Genomic DNA, 19,280 nt, shown 5'->3' on the forward strand with positions numbered 1-19,280 from the left:
TCTATTCTTTCCGTTTCGCCACGCGCTCGTAAATCGCCAGTGTTTTGGCTTCCAGCGAATCCCAATCGTATTCGCGCTCGATGACTGTGCGGGCGCGATTGCCGATTTCTAGCGCTTTTTCTGGATGTTGCAGCAGCCAAATCGCTTTTTGGGCAAACGACTGCGGGGTATCGGCAACTAAAATTTCCGAATCCGGCGTTGCAGCGATCCCCTCCGCCCCGATGGACGTGGTCAACACCGCCCTTCCCTGCGCCATCGCGTTGAGCACCTTCAATTTTGTGCCGCTGCCCGCGCGCAACGGCGCGATGAAAAACAGCGCGTCGTCCACATGCGGACGCACATCGTCCACATAACCAACGGCTGTGATGCGCGAATCTTTCGCAGCAACTTGCCGAAGCAGTTCGGACGGCTCTTTGCCAATAAATGCGGCGGTGGCGTCGGCTATTTCCTTCGCGATCAGCGGCCAAATGTCCGCCAGAAAAAAATCCACTGCATCACGATTGTAAAGCCCGTCCATTCCGCCCGCCCAAACCATCCGTTTAACATCCGGCACATGTTTGTTCGGCTTAAAAAACGCAGCATCCACGCCGTTAGGAATCATTTCGTAATTGCCGCGCGGCGCATCGCGTTCGAGCATTTGCTGATCGACATCCGACACCGCGATGCAACAATCCACCCGTTCGCAAGTGGCGTTTTCGTAAGTTCGCAGCCGTTCGGTTTCGCGTTTGAGCATCATTTTCAGCAAGGGATTTTTGGCGATTTCCGTCAATCGCTGAATGCGCATCCACTCCACATTGTGGTTGATCAGCACGGACGGAATATCGCCGGTAGTGGTCAAATAACCGCTCATGTGCAGCAGATCGAAATGCACGAGGTCGATGCCGTCGCCGGAAATCAGCTCGCGAATGCGCGATTCCACCCGCGAATCGATGTATTTTCGAATGGAAACCGGCATTGCGGAAAACTGGCTTTTTAACGTCATCCACAAAAATGCGGGGCTTTTTCCGCTGTATTTAATTTGATAAAAATCAACCGTTTTGCACATTTTTTTTACGGATTCGACGTCCGCCGGATTCATCGGTTCGTTGTAAAATCCGATGAAGTGAACATCGTGCGCAGACGAGAGCGCTTTCAAATTTTGATAGGTTCGCAAATGATGCCCGTGATCGACCGGAAACGGATTTTCGGTCGAGAGAAACAGAATTTTCATCAGGCTGACTCCGTTTCCTTGATTTCCGTTGAGGGCGTGCGATAGACGAATTCGTGCAGCCGGAGATAATTTTTCAGCCCGATAATCGATTTTACCGTGCGTTTGGCTTTTTGAACGCGGATTTCGTGTTTGAGATGCTGTTTGTCGCGTTCCAAAATCATCCGCAAATCATCGAGCGAATGCTCGTGGCGAACCATCAAACGCGGCAATTCGTTCACATTCGATTGGTTTGATACAAAACCGGTGTTCGAAGTGGCGCAGGTTTTGTAATATTTTTTGGCGATGTCGATCACTTTGCGATTGTAAAAACCCAGCGGAAAACTGAAATGGCTGATTTTGTGCCCCAAATTCGATTCCAGCAAATGTTTGGAATGCTCAAACTCGAAGCGGCATTCGTCATCAGAAAGCAGTTCCAGCGCCACATGCCGATGACCGTGCGACTGAATATCCATTTCGGCTGCTGCCATTTTTTCGAGATCAGACCAACTCATATATTCCTGCTCGCCAACCGCTTTGCTAATGATGTAAAACGTGGCTTTGATGCCGTAATTTTGCAGAACCGGTAGCGCATAATCGATATTATTTTTCCAGCCATCATCAAAAGTGATTACTACTGATTTATTCGCTAATTGATCCAATTTAGCAGATTCTTTATCATGGACCTGTTGCCAAAGCTCGTCCAAACCAATTATTTGGTAACTGTTTTCGGTCAAGAATCGCATTTGTGCATCGAACTGATCGACCGTAACCCGAAACGGAGAATTGTAAACCCACGGCAAAATTGTATCAGAATGTTCCGGCACAACGTGATGATAAGCCAAAATTGGGATTTCAAACATCTGTCATCCTTTCGCTAATGAGCGCGTCAAACCGTTCAACATATTTCGATGTCATATGAGCAAGCGAATAATATTGTTCAACAAAATTGCGGGCGTTTTCGCCCATGAGTGTTGCGATTTGCGGATTTTCCGCCAATTCGCGAATCGCGGCGGTCAATGCCGCAATATCGCCGGATTCGATCAGCAATCCGGTTTTGCGATGTGCGATTATTTTTGGGACATCGCCAACGGATGTGGCGATAACAGGTTTTCCGGCAGCCATCGCCTCTAAAACGACCATCGGCAACCCTTCCGAAACAGACGACAACACATACGCATCCATAGCGGCAATCAGTTCCGGAATATCGTTTCGGACACCCAAAAATTGCATTCGTTCCGAGATATTTTTTTTCCGGGTCTGGGACACCAAATCTTCCCTTAATTCACCGTCGCCGATTATCGCAAATTTAATATTTGGCAGTTCCTGCGACAGCGCCGCCGCACTTTCGATAAAATATTGATAGCCTTTTTCCGGCACCAGTCGCCCGATCGTGCCGATGAGCAAATCGTTTTCCGCGACACCCAATTGTTTGCGATACTGCAATCGCTGCTCCGGCGTAACCTGTTGAAATCGCTGAACATCGATGCCGTTGGAAATCAGCGTACATTGTTTTTGCGGCAACATTTTTTGGAGAATTTCCTGCACATTTTCGGAAACGGCAACCAGTTCATCCACCAAACGAAGCCAGGTTTTATCCAAAAATGTGTAGATTTTTGCGCGAAAACTGTACTCGGTTTCGGTCCACGGATGGATAGTGGCGAGGCTCGGCAACTTGCCCACACCTGCTGCCGCCAGCCCGTAAAAATTGGCTTTGTATCCGTGCGGATTGATCAGGCAAATTTGGTTATCCGCAATAAATTCGCGAATGGTTCGAATCGTACCGACATCAAACGCGCCGCCGCATTCGAACACAATTGCGGGCACGCCCTCGCGTTCTGCCGCTTTCGCCAGTTCGGTAGAATTCGGGTCTTGATTTTGGATGACGCCGACAAACGGGTGATATTCCGTGTCCATCAACCCTTTTGCCAGTTCCAGCACCACGCGCTCCGCACCAAAAACACCGACACCGCTGCGCAGCAACAACACATTTTTTTTCGAAGAATTGCCCAACTACCTTTTCCTTTTTGCACCACGAATTCGCTTAAAAAAGCATACATTTAGTTTGACAGGATAACAGGATGAACTGGATATTTTTTATGCCGTTATTTTCAAATCTTGTAAATCTTGTAATCCTGTCTAAAACATGTGAAAATTTGCGGTAAAATCATTTTTTTGAGATTAACCAACCCATCACGGACAGCCCCGTTGCGATGGCGTATTCCTGCCAATCGATTGAAAATTGGCTGAAACTACAAAGAATCAGCCAGAAAATCGCGGCAGGAATTAACATTACACCAAATTGGGTCAACCATTTTTTCTGACGATTTAAGCTATTAAAAAACAGTGCGATAGTGATGCCAACCGGCACAAAAACAATCGCCCAAAACAACCACTGCAACGGCCCCGAATTTTGCGAATGCACGTAGCGAATATTCGCAAAAACGACCGCCGCCGGTGCAAAAACCAATGCAGCTCGTTGTTCAGTATCGACGAAAAGCCGGAGCATGTTGCTATCGAACGTCACAGTAATTTGCGTTGGTTTTCCCGGTTGCAACACGTTTTCTGCAATGAGCAACGGATTGCTACCGCCCGGCTGACTGGTGCCGGTGTTCAAATTCACCATCAATCCGGAAAAATGCTGCCCGATAATCAGGTTACCGCGATAATAATTTTCAGCCAGCGAAACGATGTGCACCGGACCGTTTTGCAGCGTATCCGCCGGAACGATGCGCATTTTCAGCGAAAATTGGTTCCCCTGTCGCACTGCGTCGATCCAATCTTTTGGCACATTGGCGGAAAAATCGCTGCGAATATCCGTGCCGATGTCCTTTGGCGGAATCGCTGTGGCGAACAGTCGCAGATCTGAAATGTCGCCGTTCCATTGCCAGTTGCCCTGCGCATCGCTGCCGATGAACAACGGCACATCGCTGCGCCATATTTGCAGATCAGTCTGCCAAACGAGCCACAGGCTCGAAATGGTCATCGCCAAAAACCAGATCACGCCGATGACGAGCGGTAGCATTGGGCGATTCAGCGCTTTCGGAAGTCGAAATTCCGGCAGCATATTTTGCTGAACCAGCATTGCGCCGACCCAGCAGCCGATACCGTTTGCCAGCACATCCAGCACAGACGGAAACCGGTCCGGCAGAAACATCTGCCCGAATTCGATCAACATCGAAACGCCGATTCCCAATAAAATGACAAAGATCAAACTTTTTTCACGGAACAACTGCGCCCGAAATGCAATCGCTCCCAAAGGTAAAAAAAACAATATGTTCAACAAAAAATCCGATACCAGATTTTTGGGTATCGATGGGGATAAAAAAATGAAATCGCGCACAAATCTCGAAAAAAATGCATCGTCGCCACGCCACCCGAAATCGAACGGAAACCAGGTGATCAGCAACATCACAAAAAGCAATTTGAACAAACGCAGCATCGTATCACGCGAGGCTGTGGTTGAAATTGGCTTCGTGCCACAGCACAAATACGATCATCGACCAAATAGTGCGGTAGTGATTTTCCTTCACCGAAAAATGCTCGTTCAACATTGCCTGCACCGCCGGATATTGCAACAAGCCAGTGCGTTCCACCCGTTCTTTCGATAAAATTTCCAGCACAAAATCCTTCAATTCGCGCCGAAACCAGAGCGCCAGCGGAATCGAAAAACCTTGTTTTTTCTTATAAAGCACATCATTCGGTAACGTGCCTTCAAATGCTTTTTTGAGAAAGGTTTTGGTGTTAAACCCTTTTAATTTGTAGGCGACGGGCACACTGGCCATAAATTTGAGCAATTCGTGGTCGAGAAACGGCACGCGAACTTCCAGCGAAACGGCCATACTCATTCGGTCGGTGAGCGCCAACAGGTTTTCCGGCAAATCAATTTTGAGATCGGTGAATGCGGCACGGTTAACCAGATGCGCATCGCCATATTGCTCAAAATACTGCCTGAACGAGTTTCCAGTGAAACCATTCGCGCCGGCCAGAAAATCCGGGGAATAGAGCAGCTGTTTTTCCGGCAGATCGAGATAAGTCATGTATCCCATATAATTGCTATACATATCTCCAATTCCAGATTTCACGAATCGCTTCATTCGTTCGGTAATGCGACCGCCGCTACCGGAATCGGGTAACGCACCGACTGCCGCGGGTAATACTTTTTCGCGGAGAATTTTGGGCAATTGACGATAATATTGCGCCATCAAAATGCCCATGTGGCGAGGATAACCAACGGCAATTTCGTCGCCGCCAAGCCCGCTGAGCGCAACGGTCACATGCTCACGAGCGACTTTGCAGACGTAATAATTGGGAATCGATGACGAATTGCTGAACGGTTCATCGTAAAATTCCGCCATCCATTGGGCGATTTCGCGAACATTGGGTTTTACCACAAATTCCTGATGATCGGCACCGAACATTTTAGCTACTTTTCGAGCGTCTTCGGTTTCATCAAAAGCGCCAACTTCGCCCTCGAACCCGATGCTGAAGGTTTTCACCGGACGATCGGACAGCTCGCTCATCGTTGCGACAACCGCGCTGGAATCGATGCCGCCGCTGAGAAATGCACCGAGCGGCACGTCGGCTATCATACGTAATTTTACAGCTTCGGTAAATTGGCGACGAAATTCTGTGATACTCTCAGTGAAGGTCATTTGCTCGTCAATCTGGTAGTCGAGCTCCCAATATTTTTTAGTGAAAACTTGCTCTTTTTCAACGATCAACAAATGTCCCGGCAGCAATTTGTGGATATTTTTGAACACCGTTTTCGGCGCGGGAATGAAACAATTGGTGAAATATGCATCCAGTGCGCTGTAATCGATATCGCGCGAAACAGCCGGATGTTGCAGCAATACTTTCATTTCCGAACCGAAAAGCAGCCGACTGTCATCCTGATAATAAAAAATAGGTTTGATGCCGGCACGGTCGCGGGCAATCACCACGCGCTGGCGGCGTCTATCCCAAACCGCAATGCCAAACATGCCGCGCAAATGCGTTACAAAATCATCACCGTATTCCTCATACAAATGGACGATCGACTCCGTATCCGAATGAGTATAAAATGTGTGACCGAGGGATTCCAGTTTTGTGCGCAAATCGCCGTAATTGTAGATCTCGCCGTTGAGCACCACCCAGATTGATTTATCTTCATTGTGGATAGGCTGGTGTCCGCCAGCCAAATCGATAATGCTGAGGCGGCGCATGGCAAGTCCAATATTTTCAGCAACTTCCATGCCCCAATCATCGGGACCGCGATGCGTCATTGCGTCGTTCATTCTACGCAATACATCGGGATCGACCGGCTGACTATTCTTGTTGTAAATGCCACAAATTCCGCACATATCAATTCCTCAAATCCGGTTTTCGAATCAAATTATCGATTCGACGAAGGTTCTGCCGGCAGCAAAACCGCCGGATTTTCCGCTCTTTTTTTGAACCAGTTTGGCAAAAACTGAATCAATCCTTTGATGAAGCCAAAGCCATAGCTGAAATGCAAAATGTAAAACGAAACCAGTAATTTCCACAGCGGCAGTTCCGGCTGGCTGGCTTTAATTCGAAACGCGGCCATCAGCGAACCGCCGAAATACAGCGTCAAAATACAACCGAGCAGCGCATGCGCTGGCCAAAATGCGAATCCGGCAATCGCCAACGTCAGCAATCCGGCGACAAACGTTGCAGGAATAAAATGGCGCAATTGCATTTTACCGGGATGTTTCTGAAATACCCGAATTTTCCAAAAACCGTAGCCAAAATATTGCCGCCACAATTTTTTCAGGCTGGATCTCGGGTAATACCATGACTTAATCGTTGGTGTGAGTAAAATTTGACCGCCATGACTTCGTATCCGGAAGTTCAATTCGTCATCCTGGCAACGCACCAATTCTTCGTCAAACAGCCCGACTTTCTCAAATAATTTGCGGGTGAACCCGGGAAATGCAACAGTATCCACAAAACATTCCTGATCCTGTGTGGTGCGGAATCGCGAATTACCGACACCAAACGACGACGACATTGCCGCAGCTATCGCTTTTCCGGTCTCCGATGCGTTCACGCTGATGATCGGTCCACCAACGCATTCCGCTTTTCCGGCAGACAGCGCATCAACATTCGCCTGGACAAAATTGGCATCTGCTTTGGCGTGTCCGTCGATCCGCACGATGTATTTTCCCCGCGCCGCGCGAATCCCGATGTTCATCGCCATCGGCACAATTCGCCCGGGATTGTCCAATAATTTCACCTGCGGAAATTTTTCAGAATACGATTCCACAATGTCGCGGGTACGGTCATCGGACATGCCATCGATAATCAAAATTTCGCTTTTTTCCAGCGGGAATGTCTGGTTCACCAGAGATTCGATACAGTCACCGATGAATTTTTCTTCGTTGCGGATCGGGCAGATTACTGTAACTTCTATGTTGTTCATTTTCAATCGTTTAAATAATTTTGTTTTTCAGCTGTTTGAGTGGCGGAATAAAGAATCCGACACCACCAACCAGAACTGCTCACAATTACGTTGTGCCATTCAATCGATAATCCTGCAAACTGTTGCATCACGATAAAAAAAGTGGTAACCGGCACCATCAATATTATCGGCAGCGGCACAAACGGCCGGTGAGTATTTTTTAGCAACCAACGCAATAATGGCACAAACAAAATTCCAACTGGTAAAAAAATCATCCAATAAAAGAGTCGTTCAAAAATGCTGAAACGCGAGGCCTGAATTTGAAAAAATTGGCGAAAAAACGCGGCTTCCGGCGCAAATTTCATCTCGCTGGCGCTCAACTCTCCGTTTTTGAACACAGACAAATGGTTGCCATCAAACGTTACGGCGATTTCAATCGGTTGATTTTCCTCAAAAAAATGCGATTGCCAGACGATCGGGTTATCGCCATTGTTGCCGCTGTGTGGCGTTCGCAACCGGAAACAAAGGTAGCGGAAGTTCTGTCCCAGCATGAAGTTACACGAATAGACATCCGGCGCAAAAGAGAGAATTCGTGCCGGTCCGTGCTGATTGAGCGGCATGCTGTCCAAACGCACAACGATTGTAAATGCGTTGGATAGCCGTAGCGATGGCATCAAATTTTGCATTTTGGCATCACCGGTGAGCCAACCGCCATTCAACCGCAAACCGGATTCGGTGAATTGCAAACTGTCCGGCAAACGCAGTTGCCAGCCCGCCGATGGCAACGATTCCACAGTCAACCTCCGGAAATCCAGTTCGATCAACGGCGTTTCATACACTTCGCGAGTGCGAAAAAAATGTCTCACTGTCTCGCCCGAAAACGCCGAATCGAAAATATACAAATCGCGAATATCGCCACGCCACAGTCGATTTTCCGTCGCTTCGTTGCCGATTGAAAGTGTGTAATTGTCATCCCAATTTGTGAAATTCACCTGATTCACCCAATACACCGAAACCGCTATCCAACCTGCGAAATACAACAATCCGACTGCCGTCCAAATTGCGATTCGTGCAGTTGAAAACCGGTTCGAAACAAAATCGCGAATGCCGAATCCGGTTAGCCGGTTTGTGACTGCAACCGGAATGAATCCACCAATTGCAGCGCCGGTGGTGTTGGTCAGCAAATCGACAATCGACGGGAAACGGAACGGCAGAAAAAATTGCGCCATTTCCACAGATAATGATATTGCAAAACCTAATCGCGCAGCTTGTGTTGCGCGATCTCTTTTTTCCGGACATTTATCCAAAAATGAAATCGCATACAATGCGCCAAACGGGATAAAAACCACAACATTTGCAATAATATCAAAAATCAGCGAAACCAGCCGGGGCGATGTGCCGGTGACAAAATATCGCCAGCCAAAATCAAATTTTACAGCCACTTCCGACAGCCGGAAATCGAACGGAAAAACGGTTATCACCAACAAAAAAATGATGTAAATGAAAAATAACCGACGATTCCAGCGGAGATTTTCTGCAGAAGAAATAAGTTTATGGTGAAGATCGATTGTGGCAGCCCCATTCCCGTTTATTTAATCAACACCATTTTCTTTTCCGAGTGGGAAACTGCGGCGGTTTCCGCAGCTAACTTCAATTGATAAAAGTAGATACCACTCGGCAGCGTATCCCCGTTGGTATTTTTTCCATCCCAAAATGCGGTGTAAAAACCTTCGTTTTTGGGTTCGTTTACCAGCGTGGTAATCTCCTGCCCGGACATATCGAAAATGGAAATTTTCACTTTTCCCGGTTCAAAAATTTGATAATTAATCGCCGTTTTCAAATTAAAGGGATTGGGATGATTTTGCTCCAAATTGAATCCGTGCGGATTTTGGGCATTGGCGTCGTCATCATTTTCGGAAAATTCGATGGCGCCAAGATCCGGTGCAATGTTGTTAAATGGCAGCCCAACCTGAATACCGGCATCAATTGCGGGAGATTCCGCTTTCAGCGAGAAATTGTCGTTCGCCGGATTGGCGAACATTGGCTCCGCGGAAACCGGGCTGACATCTTCCGCACCACGAATGCCATCGGACAGCGGCAAATACAAATTGCGATTTACTTCAATTTGCCCGACGCCGCTGCTCACATCCACCAAATATTCCGAAAACCAATCGCAATGTTCCCGGCAATTATTGCCGGTTGTGTAAAAAATATTGTTGATAATTTTGGCAGAAGGCACAACCGGATCGGCACTTCCTTCACCTAAATTCAACGCCTGTAAACCATTGTTATAAAAAGTGTTATTGACAATTTCAATGAGGCCGTCAACCTGTCGGATCAGCAACCCAACGTGATTGTTTCCGGCAAAAATATTTTTTCGGATAATTACGTTTTCCACCCGGACATTGTGTTGCCGCCCGACAATCATTCCCGATCGTTTGCGGGAATTTTTTACAATATTTTCCTCGACCACCACATTGCGGATATATTTGAGGACGTTCGGATCATCGTTGGATTTCAACTCATCGTAAAGGTGAATGCCGTAACCGAAGGTACCGGAAACCGTATTTTTGCGTATCGTATTGTTTTCACCGGACATAACGTAAATTCCATGATCCTGCGATTCGCCATTGTCGCCGCTAATTTCGATGGTGTTGCCCTCAATCAGTCCGTAGCTGCCGCGAAATTCAATAGCACCATATCGCGGTTGCGGTCCGGTGAAATGGTTGTTCATTAAATGAACATGCAGGCTTGGCGAATCCCAATCAACCACCCGAATCGATTTCGGCAATTGAAAAAACAGACCTTCCACCCGCAAATAACTGCAATTAACCGTAAGTTGCGAGAGCATCACCGGCGTTTCGCCGGGATAGGCAGCCAAGGTTTTGTAAAGCCCGTTGGCGCCACCCCAGCCCGGTTTGATCCAAACTTCGTCATACACATAGTTGCCGCCGCGCATGTAAATGGTATCGCCCGGCTGGGTGTTTTGGGTAGCAAAATTGATGGATCGCCACGGCGACCCAATTGATCCGGACGCCGCATCCGAGCCGTCCGGCGAGATAAAATACACATTTTGCGCGATTGCCGGAACAACCGCTAAAATGCAAAATATTGTTAGATAGATTGTTTTTATTAACCGATTACACATATCGTAAACCTCTCCCGATTTTCATGAACGAACAATTTGGTGTCATCCCTGTTATGAATTTCCAGTGCAAAAGCTGCCGGAAAACCGGTTAGCGAACACCGTTTTGAAATTCCTTTTTCGGGTGGGTTTCATCTATTGAAATGAGATTGTCGCCGTTTTTTTTGCCATTTGCGCTAACCGCAACATCGCTTCGGATATTCGCATCGGTGATGCTTTTGAACAGCGGATTTTTTTGGACAACTGTCGGCATCAATCGAATCAAATCCGCTAATGCCGCCGGTTTCGCCAGCAAACACAGTATTGAATAGCTCAGAAAGCCGGTTGCTGTTCCGGCCAAAAGCTGCCAAAACTGACTCGCACCGATACTTTTCAACCAATAATTACATACAAAAATTGCGGCTGCCATTGCCACGGACATCAAAAAATAGGGTGACAGCACTTTGAGAAAATCGCGCATTTTTAATTCGATCAGCCGGAATGGCATCCAGAATCCCAATGCGCCGAGCAACATTATGGCTGAACTGAAGGCAATTGTTACACCGAGCAATCCCCAGGGTAACCCACAGACAAAACTGACAGCAATTACCGCGCCGGATGTAAAAGCCCATGCAAAATACTGGTCTGTGCGACCTTTTACGAGATAAATATGAATGACAGTACTGAGAATAGATTGCACAATTCCCACCGGCGACATGATGATTAAAATGATAACCGAAGGTTCCCATTTGCTGTCGTAAACGACATTGATGAACGGATCAGCCAGTGTTCCCATGCCAACCATAATTGGAAACACCAATAATGCTATCGCGCCACAGGCGCGTAAATACATAATTCTAAACGACTTATTATCTTCCAATCGCGCCAATGCGGGAAACAATACCCGCCCAAGCGCGGTTTGCACAAATTCAATGGGGTATGTGATCAACTTGAATGCCAGCGAATAATAGCCGAGTGAAGCGGCACCCAAAAATCGCCCGATAATAAATTTATCCGAGTTTCGCGAAAAGTAGTTGAAAATTTTTGAGCCGGTGAGATTTAGTGTAAAACTGAGCACCGTTTTCACTTCTGTGATTGAAAACTGAAAACCGGGACGCCATTTTTCCGAAACGAACAGCAGTACCGTTAACGCCAGCCGGTTTGCCAGCAACGAATAAACCAGCGCCCAAACGCTCCAGCCCATCACGGCCAGCACAATGGCAACGACACTATCGATAACCAGCGTTATCGTTTCAATGATCGTTAATCGGTCGAAGTTTAAATTCCGGCGCATCAGTGCATGATGCACCAACCCAAATGAAGAGATGAAAAACACCAGCCCCATCACCTGCAAAATTGGGGCAACCCGATCATCCTGATATAATTCTGCAACAAAATGCCCACTTGAGCCAAACAATATGGCCAAAAAAATACCAAAAAAAATATTGATGTAAAAAAGGCTGCTCAACAGTTCCTGAGAAATTTCCTTCTTTTGGATGATTGCGCTGCCGGTGCCCAATTCGTAAAATGTTTCCATGAATCCGATGATCACCATTGCCATTGCCATCAGTCCAAAATCTTCCGGTGCCAGCAATCTTGCCAGCACAATCGAAACACCGATCATCATTACACGAGAAAGCGCCTGCCCGATGATGCTCCACCGGATGCTGCCCAAAACCGTGCTATTTCCTTTATTTTCAACCATATACTGTTCGAACCTGCATGCTTTCGGTGTATTTCGCAAATAACTTGTAATAAAATCAGCCGCGGGTAACTTCGGGCCTGGATCGGTGAACAAATTTTTGTCGTGAAGATTGTTGAGGAAAAGCGTTTTGTTCCGATTTGTCAATCGTGGCGTTTTTTTCTTCCTTTACCATATCAATCGCCCGCATAACCAACGCCAAATTTACCCAATAGAAACCGGATACGTTGATGTAAAACCAGTAGCTGCCGGCAATGTTGCCGGCTAATACCGCCAGCACACAACCCGCGAATCCTAAACCCAATCCTTTCAAGAACTTATCATCTGTCATGGTATAAAGTCTCCAGGCATAAACAATCCCGAGCCCAAAGAAAACCAGAAAGATAATAATACCAACGAATCCCTGTTCCATTGTCACTTCGATATAGCCGTTGTGAAGGCTTTTACGGGCGTGATCAACATAGATATTCATATGCGGAGTCGTGTTGTAACCGGTGCCGAAAATGGGAAATTCTTTGATTTTGCCGATTGCGAAATCCCACATGATGTATCGCTGTTCAATCGACCGGTCGATTTCGCCCTCCTGCTCCGTCATATCGATGCGCTGCTGAACAGATACCGGCACCACCAGCCGCCAGCCGAGCACAAACAAAAACAGCACCAAAATAATACGCCGATCTTTGATGAATCCAAAGAACATCCAACTGACAACAGATGCCAAATATCCGCCTCGGGAAAAGAGAAACATCAGACAAAAATAGTTGAAAGCTGTAGTCGCCAAAAACAGCATTTTTCGTCGAAAGTTATCGTCTATCATTAATAATGCAAGAATTACGGCGGTGTGTTGAGCATAAAAAACAGCCAGCTCGTTCGGTCCCAAATAGGTAAATGTGCCGGCAATGCGAAGGCTATCGTTATAACTGGAATGATCTTTCGATGAAAAGTTACTGTAAAAATTTCGATCCATAAATAACATGGACAAAGCCATTAAAATCAACAAATATTGGATATGCTTTTTTTCTTTGATGTTGTTAACCACAATAAAATACAGCAATGGCAACATCACAAAATTTTTCCATGTGATGAATCGGGGATTTCCTGCGGTAATTGGGTTGCCAGTTCCGAGAAACGATGAACCCCGCCACAAAGACAGGTGTGTCCACAACACGATAATGATAATCAAGATTTCTAAAATTCTGCGGTCCAGCGAACCATCGATAGATGTTTCCCGAACCGGCATTATCCGGCTGGTGTAGCCAAGCTTTTTTCGGACAATGGTTCGCCGGTCACCAACATTGCGATCGTAAAACCACCGAATCAGCATTGCCAAACAGAGCAAATCCAGAAAATCTTTCCCGCCGGGAAATTCCACAATACTGTCCAGCAAATTTTGCAATGGCAACAGCGGCACAACAAAGAAAATGCCGATCTCTATCCGGTAAAGCAATGTCAGCAATAGAACGCTAACAAATCCCAGATAGACGATAAACGGTATATATTGTGTTAAACCAATGCCTATTTCCATAAAAAAACTTCACCAACTAAATTCAATATTAACAGCAGTTTTGATTTCGATAATTTATAATTCACACACTTTGGTCAGTCATTTCTCGTATCATCTGACAAATGGTTTTGTGTTTCAAACATTTTAATTTTGTAATTGGTGTGTCCATTCAAAACGCCGTTTTTGGGCTGATAATCCGGTTTTTGAATCAGATAATCCCGATACAAATTCGGCGAACCGGTTTTTGACGCTTCCGCAGCTTTGATGATGTTATACATTTCCCGGGCGGTAACATAATGCAATTGGTATTTTTTACCGTCATTGTATCGGTTTTCCAAATGGCTGAACATTTCATCCGCGGCTTTGCCGATCAGGCTATCGTGATCAATTTCCGGTGCGCCGTGGCAATGCAATTTGATAAAAATCCAATTCGGTTTTCCGGAAACGTGAATATTTGTTTTTACCCAGTGGTCAATTCTGCGCGGCGTGGGCAGGTTGGTGTGATCAATTTCTGCACTTTCGATGCATGGCAACGAGGCAAACGGACGACCGCGCCAACGCACACCTTTGGGACCCTGAATAATCATCAAATCTCCCCACGGTTTTTTTCCACACTCCACAGGTTCCCCGATATCATGAGATTTGGGTTCAAAGGCAACGCTTTTGGCGTAATAAATGGTGTTTATCATTCGCGGCTGGCAGCGATCCGGTGCGGGATATGTGAAATCCGCATAACACCCGCTCTCCTTAAGAATCATTATTTCGTTGTTTACACCACAATGCTCACCGCCACAACTATTATCCAACGCCCAATTACCGTGAATAAAACCATATTTGCGGTTTCCGTTTTCCGAACCCCAAATACCAAAACGGGCATATTCATCCAGCGTTGCTTCAATTTTCTGGCGTAAACTTTCGTCCGTTTCCGGAAACGGCGGGTGGTGGTTATGGTGCAAATGCAGTTCCACTTCGCCAAAACCTTGTTGGGAAAGTTGAACGATGCGCTCCAAATGATCTGCCTCATGATAGTGCGGCGGATAAAAAAATGTGTGTTGCGGCATCACACCGTCCGCATCCGAATGGCGAGATGCCATTTCGGGATATTTTTCAACCCACGCGGTTACCCGATCTGTGGCTGTCTGTATATCAACGCCACCGTTTCCAGGTTCGTAATGATCCACAACGCTCACCATTATATGAACCGGTTCATCCGGATTAATCGGCGGCGTTTTCGAAAAAACTTGCCGCAAATAACCGGGCAACCAGATATCCAATCCTTTTCGATACATCTTCCCGAACATTAACATTGCTCCTAATTGATTCCGCATTTGGTTCGTAATATGCCAAATTCCTTGAGCAAAAAAAGACAGGCAAATCCTTGAAATTTTTAAATATATCCAAGATCTTTAAGTCGTTGCATTACCAAATCGTCAGCCTGATTTCCTTCATTTTTATCTGTGTTTTTCCGGACAGATAAATTCTGCATCAACAATTCACGCATGGTTTCGCAAACCTCTTTTGCAGATGGAGCTAAATTGTTTTGTTCCGCATGGTCATCTGATAAATCGTATAGCTCCTCAACGCCATCTTCCCAATAGATATATTTGTGCGATTTTATTTTCACCATGCTGAATTTGTGGGTAAACCGTTCCACTTTTTTGGCAAATTCTCCGGAATCTTTCAACCGGTTTTTCACATATTCGGGAATTCGCCCTTCCCATTCCGCGAAAACCGGTCGGTCATCCGCGATTTTCGGTTTACCATTTTTGGGCAGCAGGCTTTTGCCGGGTAAACTGTTCTGCAATGGTTTTTCAATATCCAGCAATTCTAATATTGTCGGAAAAATATCGACATGCTGAACCGGAACTTCGTAAGTCGCCGGTTGATATAGTTCAGGATAGCGTATCATGAACGGAATGTGAACAATTGGCTCGTACAAACTGGAAACGTGCGAATACAATCCGTGCTCGCCAAAATGTTCACCGTGATCGGCGGTGATGATCACGAGGGTATCATTCAAAATATTTCGTTCACGAAGAATATCCAGCGTTTCGCCCATCATGTGATCGACGTATGCGATTTCGCAATCATACATATCGATCAGCGATTGATTTTCTGCATCGGTAACGTTCAGTTCGTCAGTAAAATAAGCCAGCGGATTATCCGCCATTTTTGCCAGTCGCTCAGGATTAATTTCTCCGGAAACACTGCTGCTGAATTTATCGCGGAATGGGCGCGGCGGATTGAGCGGATTGTGCGGCTCAATGTGGTGGACAAACATGTAAAACGGTTCATTTTTGTTGTATTGCGTATCGAGCCATTGGTTGATCAGATAATTGGTTTTCCGGGCACCCTGATCGGTTTTGCCAATCGCTTCCAGCCATTTCCGGTAAATTTTATGACCGCCGCGAACCGCCAGATTTTTGGACGTTACACCTTTCCAGATTTCGTGAAACGTTTGGTGCCCACGTTCCAATCCTACAAATGCACCCACAGCCGGATTGTTCACAAAACCCACAGTGTTATATCCGTGTTTGCTCAGCGTTTGCGCAATGGTGGGAATCCGGGGGCTTAAACTCTTGTAATCAACCGTTTTATGTGCGGAAGGATAAAGTCCCGTAAGCATAGATGCATGTGCCGGCGGCGTCCACACGGCTGTGGAATAAGCATTGTTGAATCGTGCGCCTTCTTCGGCAAATCGATCCAGATTTGGGGTTGTTTTCCGGTGATAGCCGTAACTCGACACATGATCGGCACGGAGCGTATCAATCGAAACTAACAGGATATTCGGCTTTTTCATTTTCCGCAAATCTCCAAAAAGTTTATCGTCCCTGATTTTTTCAATCTATTATTTTTCATTATTTTTTGATTCTATGAACGCACACAAAGCCGGTTTGCCGGTGATTACCAATTACCGCCAGACCGGCAGTGCAGGCATTCATTTCACCCGGAGCCATGAAGGCGCAGGGCTGGTATCATGTTTTAAACAACTGATTTTCATAGCTTTACGCTTTTATTGAGAAGCCCCAAATAATAATTTTGATAATTTTCGATCATCCCTTTCATATCGAATGCACTGATTGCGCGATGGCGGGCATTCTCGCCCATGCTTCGGCGCATTTGGGGATTTTCGTATAATTTGAGAATCGCACCGGTAATTGCGTTTGAATCGCCCGGCGGAATAATGTAGCCGGTTTGCCCATCGAGAACAGCTTCCGCATTTCCGCCGACATCTGTTGCAATGATCGGTAAACCGGACGCCATTTCCTCCAAAACAGCGTTGGAAAAACCCTCGTTGCTGATTGGCGTGAGGCAGGCAACATCAAAAACACTGAGATAATCGCGGATTTCCCGGGCATGCGTGATGCGAACGATATGCTTCAACACCGGATCGTTTTGCACCAATCGCGTCATTTCATCGCGATAAGGTCCCGGTGCACCTAAAGCAATCACTGTCAGCGCCGGTATTTCTTTCGCCAATTGGCGAATCGATTCAAAAAAAATCAGATGTCCTTTTTCCGGGCGGAAATGTGACACATTGCCAATCACAAAATGATCTTTCGGAATGTCCAAATGCTCCCGCTTTGAAAAATCTCCCGGTTTAACCTCCAGCCATTTTTCCAGCTCAATGCCGTTATACAACCGGGTGATACGCTGTTTCTCAATTCCCTCAACCTGCATTCCCTCTTTCACGCGTTCGCAAACAGAAATGTATTCGTGAATAAATTGCTGGCTGATGCGATCGGCTATGCTATACAATCCCGTGCGATACGTTCCCATATCCCGCCGACTGGAAATCACCACCGGCGTCTTTGCCAATCGCGCAATAATACTGGCGTAATTATCCGCCCCCATCCCGAATGTTTGCACGATATCGATATTTTTTTCGCGAATGAACCGGAAAATGTCTAATCCTTTGATCAACGCCGGCGGTGTGTAAATACGTTTCAAAAAAATTGGGACGAAATTGCAGCCAAACTGGGTGAAAAAACGGTGGATAAATTCAACATCACCGTTCAACGCAATCAGGTGACATTGGAATTTGTCGTGATCCAGATATTTGACCAGCTGGTGCAAATGCCTTTCCGTGCCGCCAAACTCGTGCAGCCAATCGATCACAAAAAGGATGTTTATTTTTCCCCGATCAACATTATTAAAATTCGAAATAATGTGCTGTTGGCTGATTTGTTCTGTTTTTGAAGTCATATTTTATTTTCTACTTTTTGAATCATCATCAATGATTTGCGAAAAAATTCCATTTATTGATTAAGCCAGCGGCGATGAACATACGCGATAAATCCCGCCAAAACCAATCGAGATGCCAGCAATGCCTTGCAAAATTCGCCGTTGGCTTTGGTGATCAACGGTTCACAAATGCTCAGTCGTTTCAGCGTGAATAAATCCTGATTAATTTTGTTGACGTCCTCTGCAACTACACATGCGCTGCTGTAATTGGCGTTTTCGACCATATCGCGGATTTCCGGAGACCAGCGACCGGCGGGATATGCAAAATGCCGGATTTTGGTGCTCAGCAATCGTTCCAGCGCTATTTTGGAATCCTGAATTTCCGCAATTGCCTCCTCTGTGGGAACAGTATCCAAAAAGCAGTGGCTTTTGGTGTGCGACCCGATTTCTCCACCGCTTTGGAGCATCTCATGAATTTCCGGCAAGTTGACAACGCTGCGATTTTGGTTATCCATCGCAGATTCTTTGTGCACATTTTGGGCAATCGTATTAACAATTTGCAGTCGCGTTGCGGGTGGAAAATCCCCGAGTTTATCGATCAAATGGATCACCATTTCCGATTTATCGGATGATTCCGCTTTCGCAGTCACGATGAGCGATTGCATCTCCGGATGCACATCCGCCGCCTGCTCCAGACTCGCGATGATTTGCGCACTGCTCATTTCTGAACAGCTGTGATACAGGCGATCCCACCAAAAATCCACTCCGCCGTTGAAAATATTTGCGGGCAAAAACATCGTGAACGGTATCCGGTGTTTCTGCAAAACGGGAAACGCGTTGATGTAACAATCGCGATAACCGTCGTCAAACGTAATAATCAGCGGATTGGGCGGGAGCGGCCGGGCATTTGTTTTCAGTGAAGAATATTCGCTAAGTGAAATAATATCATAGTTTTTCATCAAAAACGAAATGGTTTTTTCGAAAGATTCCGGCGTGACGTAAAGGGTTGGCAAACCGTCTTCCACCGCGTGATCGCCCACCCGGTGAAATGTGATAATCGTAATCCGCTGCCCCAAAAAAGCCTGCAGCCATCTGGCAATTGTCAACAAACCGGAATAATAAAGGATGTAACTAACAAAAACTTTTATCATGAAAATTTCCCTGAACAGACCTCCC

General features: G+C 46.3%; 14 protein-coding genes. All 14 read right to left on the reverse strand.

Annotated features, from left to right (window positions below; genetic code table 11):
* Position 1: 1 nt before the first annotated feature.
* On the reverse strand, positions 2–1,210 hold the full coding sequence (locus H6629_00145) for a glycosyltransferase (GenBank protein MCB9066203.1): 1,209 nt from the start codon (positions 1,208–1,210) through the stop codon (positions 2–4).
* Positions 1,210–2,049, reverse strand: a complete 840-nt coding sequence (locus H6629_00150) for a polysaccharide deacetylase family protein (GenBank protein ID MCB9066204.1) — start codon at positions 2,047–2,049, stop codon at positions 1,210–1,212. The genes H6629_00145 and H6629_00150 overlap by 1 nt, the downstream gene beginning before the upstream one ends.
* Positions 2,042–3,199 carry a glycosyltransferase family 4 protein gene (locus H6629_00155; GenBank protein ID MCB9066205.1) on the reverse strand — a complete coding sequence of 386 codons (1,158 nt, stop codon included), beginning with the start codon at positions 3,197–3,199 and terminating at the stop codon, positions 2,042–2,044. The genes H6629_00150 and H6629_00155 overlap by 8 nt, the downstream gene beginning before the upstream one ends.
* A 154-nt stretch (positions 3,200–3,353) precedes the next feature.
* Positions 3,354–4,628 carry a VanZ family protein gene (locus tag H6629_00160; protein ID MCB9066206.1) on the reverse strand — a complete coding sequence of 425 codons (1,275 nt, stop codon included), beginning with the start codon at positions 4,626–4,628 and terminating at the stop codon, positions 3,354–3,356.
* Between the two features lie 4 nt (positions 4,629–4,632).
* A complete protein-coding gene (gene asnB, locus H6629_00165) occupies positions 4,633–6,528 on the reverse strand; it encodes an asparagine synthase (glutamine-hydrolyzing) (GenBank protein ID MCB9066207.1) in 1,896 nt (631 codons plus the stop codon).
* 32 nt (positions 6,529–6,560) lie between these two features.
* Positions 6,561–7,610 carry a glycosyltransferase gene (locus tag H6629_00170; GenBank protein ID MCB9066208.1) on the reverse strand — a complete coding sequence of 350 codons (1,050 nt, stop codon included), beginning with the start codon at positions 7,608–7,610 and terminating at the stop codon, positions 6,561–6,563.
* 2 nt (positions 7,611–7,612) lie between these two features.
* Positions 7,613–9,070 (reverse strand): VanZ family protein, encoded by a 1,458-nt coding sequence (locus tag H6629_00175; protein ID MCB9066209.1) that lies wholly within the window; start codon positions 9,068–9,070, stop codon positions 7,613–7,615.
* 107 nt (positions 9,071–9,177) lie between these two features.
* Positions 9,178–10,737 carry a right-handed parallel beta-helix repeat-containing protein gene (locus H6629_00180; GenBank protein MCB9066210.1) on the reverse strand — a complete coding sequence of 520 codons (1,560 nt, stop codon included), beginning with the start codon at positions 10,735–10,737 and terminating at the stop codon, positions 9,178–9,180.
* An 88-nt stretch (positions 10,738–10,825) separates the two neighbouring features.
* Positions 10,826–12,418 (reverse strand): MOP flippase family protein, encoded by a 1,593-nt coding sequence (locus H6629_00185; protein ID MCB9066211.1) that lies wholly within the window; start codon positions 12,416–12,418, stop codon positions 10,826–10,828.
* 55 nt (positions 12,419–12,473) lie between these two features.
* On the reverse strand, positions 12,474–13,940 hold the full coding sequence (locus tag H6629_00190; protein MCB9066212.1) for an O-antigen ligase family protein: 1,467 nt from the start codon (positions 13,938–13,940) through the stop codon (positions 12,474–12,476).
* 74 nt (positions 13,941–14,014) lie between these two features.
* Complete coding sequence (locus tag H6629_00195; GenBank protein ID MCB9066213.1) at positions 14,015–15,220, reverse strand: hypothetical protein; 1,206 nt, start codon at positions 15,218–15,220, stop codon at positions 14,015–14,017.
* A gap of 86 nt (positions 15,221–15,306) precedes the next feature.
* The gene (locus H6629_00200) at positions 15,307–16,719 is read right to left on the reverse strand and encodes a sulfatase (protein MCB9066214.1); all 1,413 of its coding nucleotides are present in this window, start codon (positions 16,717–16,719) and stop codon (positions 15,307–15,309) included.
* A gap of 197 nt (positions 16,720–16,916) precedes the next feature.
* Positions 16,917–18,125, reverse strand: a complete 1,209-nt coding sequence (locus tag H6629_00205) for a glycosyltransferase (protein MCB9066215.1) — start codon at positions 18,123–18,125, stop codon at positions 16,917–16,919.
* 53 nt (positions 18,126–18,178) lie between these two features.
* Positions 18,179–19,255: a polysaccharide deacetylase family protein gene (locus tag H6629_00210; protein MCB9066216.1), complete on the reverse strand. Its 1,077-nt coding sequence runs from the start codon at positions 19,253–19,255 to the stop codon at positions 18,179–18,181.
* Between the last annotated feature and the right edge of the window lie 25 nt (positions 19,256–19,280).

The sequence above is a fragment of the Calditrichia bacterium genome (assembly GCA_020634975.1).
Classification (GTDB): Bacteria; Calditrichota; Calditrichia; order RBG-13-44-9; family J075; genus JACKAQ01.

Bases quoted from the DNA above. Each gene is read 5' to 3' on its own strand.
- asnB (MCB9066207.1), bottom strand. From the start codon at position 6,528: ATGTGCGGAATTTGTGGCATTTACAACAAGAATAGTCAGCCGGTCGAT.
- H6629_00150 (MCB9066204.1), bottom strand. From the start codon at position 2,049: ATGTTTGAAATCCCAATTTTGGCTTATCATCACGTTGTGCCGGAACAT.
- H6629_00210 (MCB9066216.1), bottom strand. From the start codon at position 19,255: ATGATAAAAGTTTTTGTTAGTTACATCCTTTATTATTCCGGTTTGTTG.
- H6629_00190 (MCB9066212.1), bottom strand. From the start codon at position 13,940: ATGGAAATAGGCATTGGTTTAACACAATATATACCGTTTATCGTCTAT.
- H6629_00170 (MCB9066208.1), bottom strand. From the start codon at position 7,610: ATGAACAACATAGAAGTTACAGTAATCTGCCCGATCCGCAACGAAGAA.
- H6629_00160 (MCB9066206.1), bottom strand. From the start codon at position 4,628: ATGCTGCGTTTGTTCAAATTGCTTTTTGTGATGTTGCTGATCACCTGG.
- H6629_00145 (MCB9066203.1), bottom strand. From the start codon at position 1,210: ATGAAAATTCTGTTTCTCTCGACCGAAAATCCGTTTCCGGTCGATCAC.
- H6629_00185 (MCB9066211.1), bottom strand. From the start codon at position 12,418: ATGGTTGAAAATAAAGGAAATAGCACGGTTTTGGGCAGCATCCGGTGG.
- H6629_00200 (MCB9066214.1), bottom strand. From the start codon at position 16,719: ATGAAAAAGCCGAATATCCTGTTAGTTTCGATTGATACGCTCCGTGCC.
- H6629_00180 (MCB9066210.1), bottom strand. From the start codon at position 10,737: ATGTGTAATCGGTTAATAAAAACAATCTATCTAACAATATTTTGCATT.
- H6629_00205 (MCB9066215.1), bottom strand. From the start codon at position 18,125: ATGACTTCAAAAACAGAACAAATCAGCCAACAGCACATTATTTCGAAT.
- H6629_00195 (MCB9066213.1), bottom strand. From the start codon at position 15,220: ATGTTCGGGAAGATGTATCGAAAAGGATTGGATATCTGGTTGCCCGGT.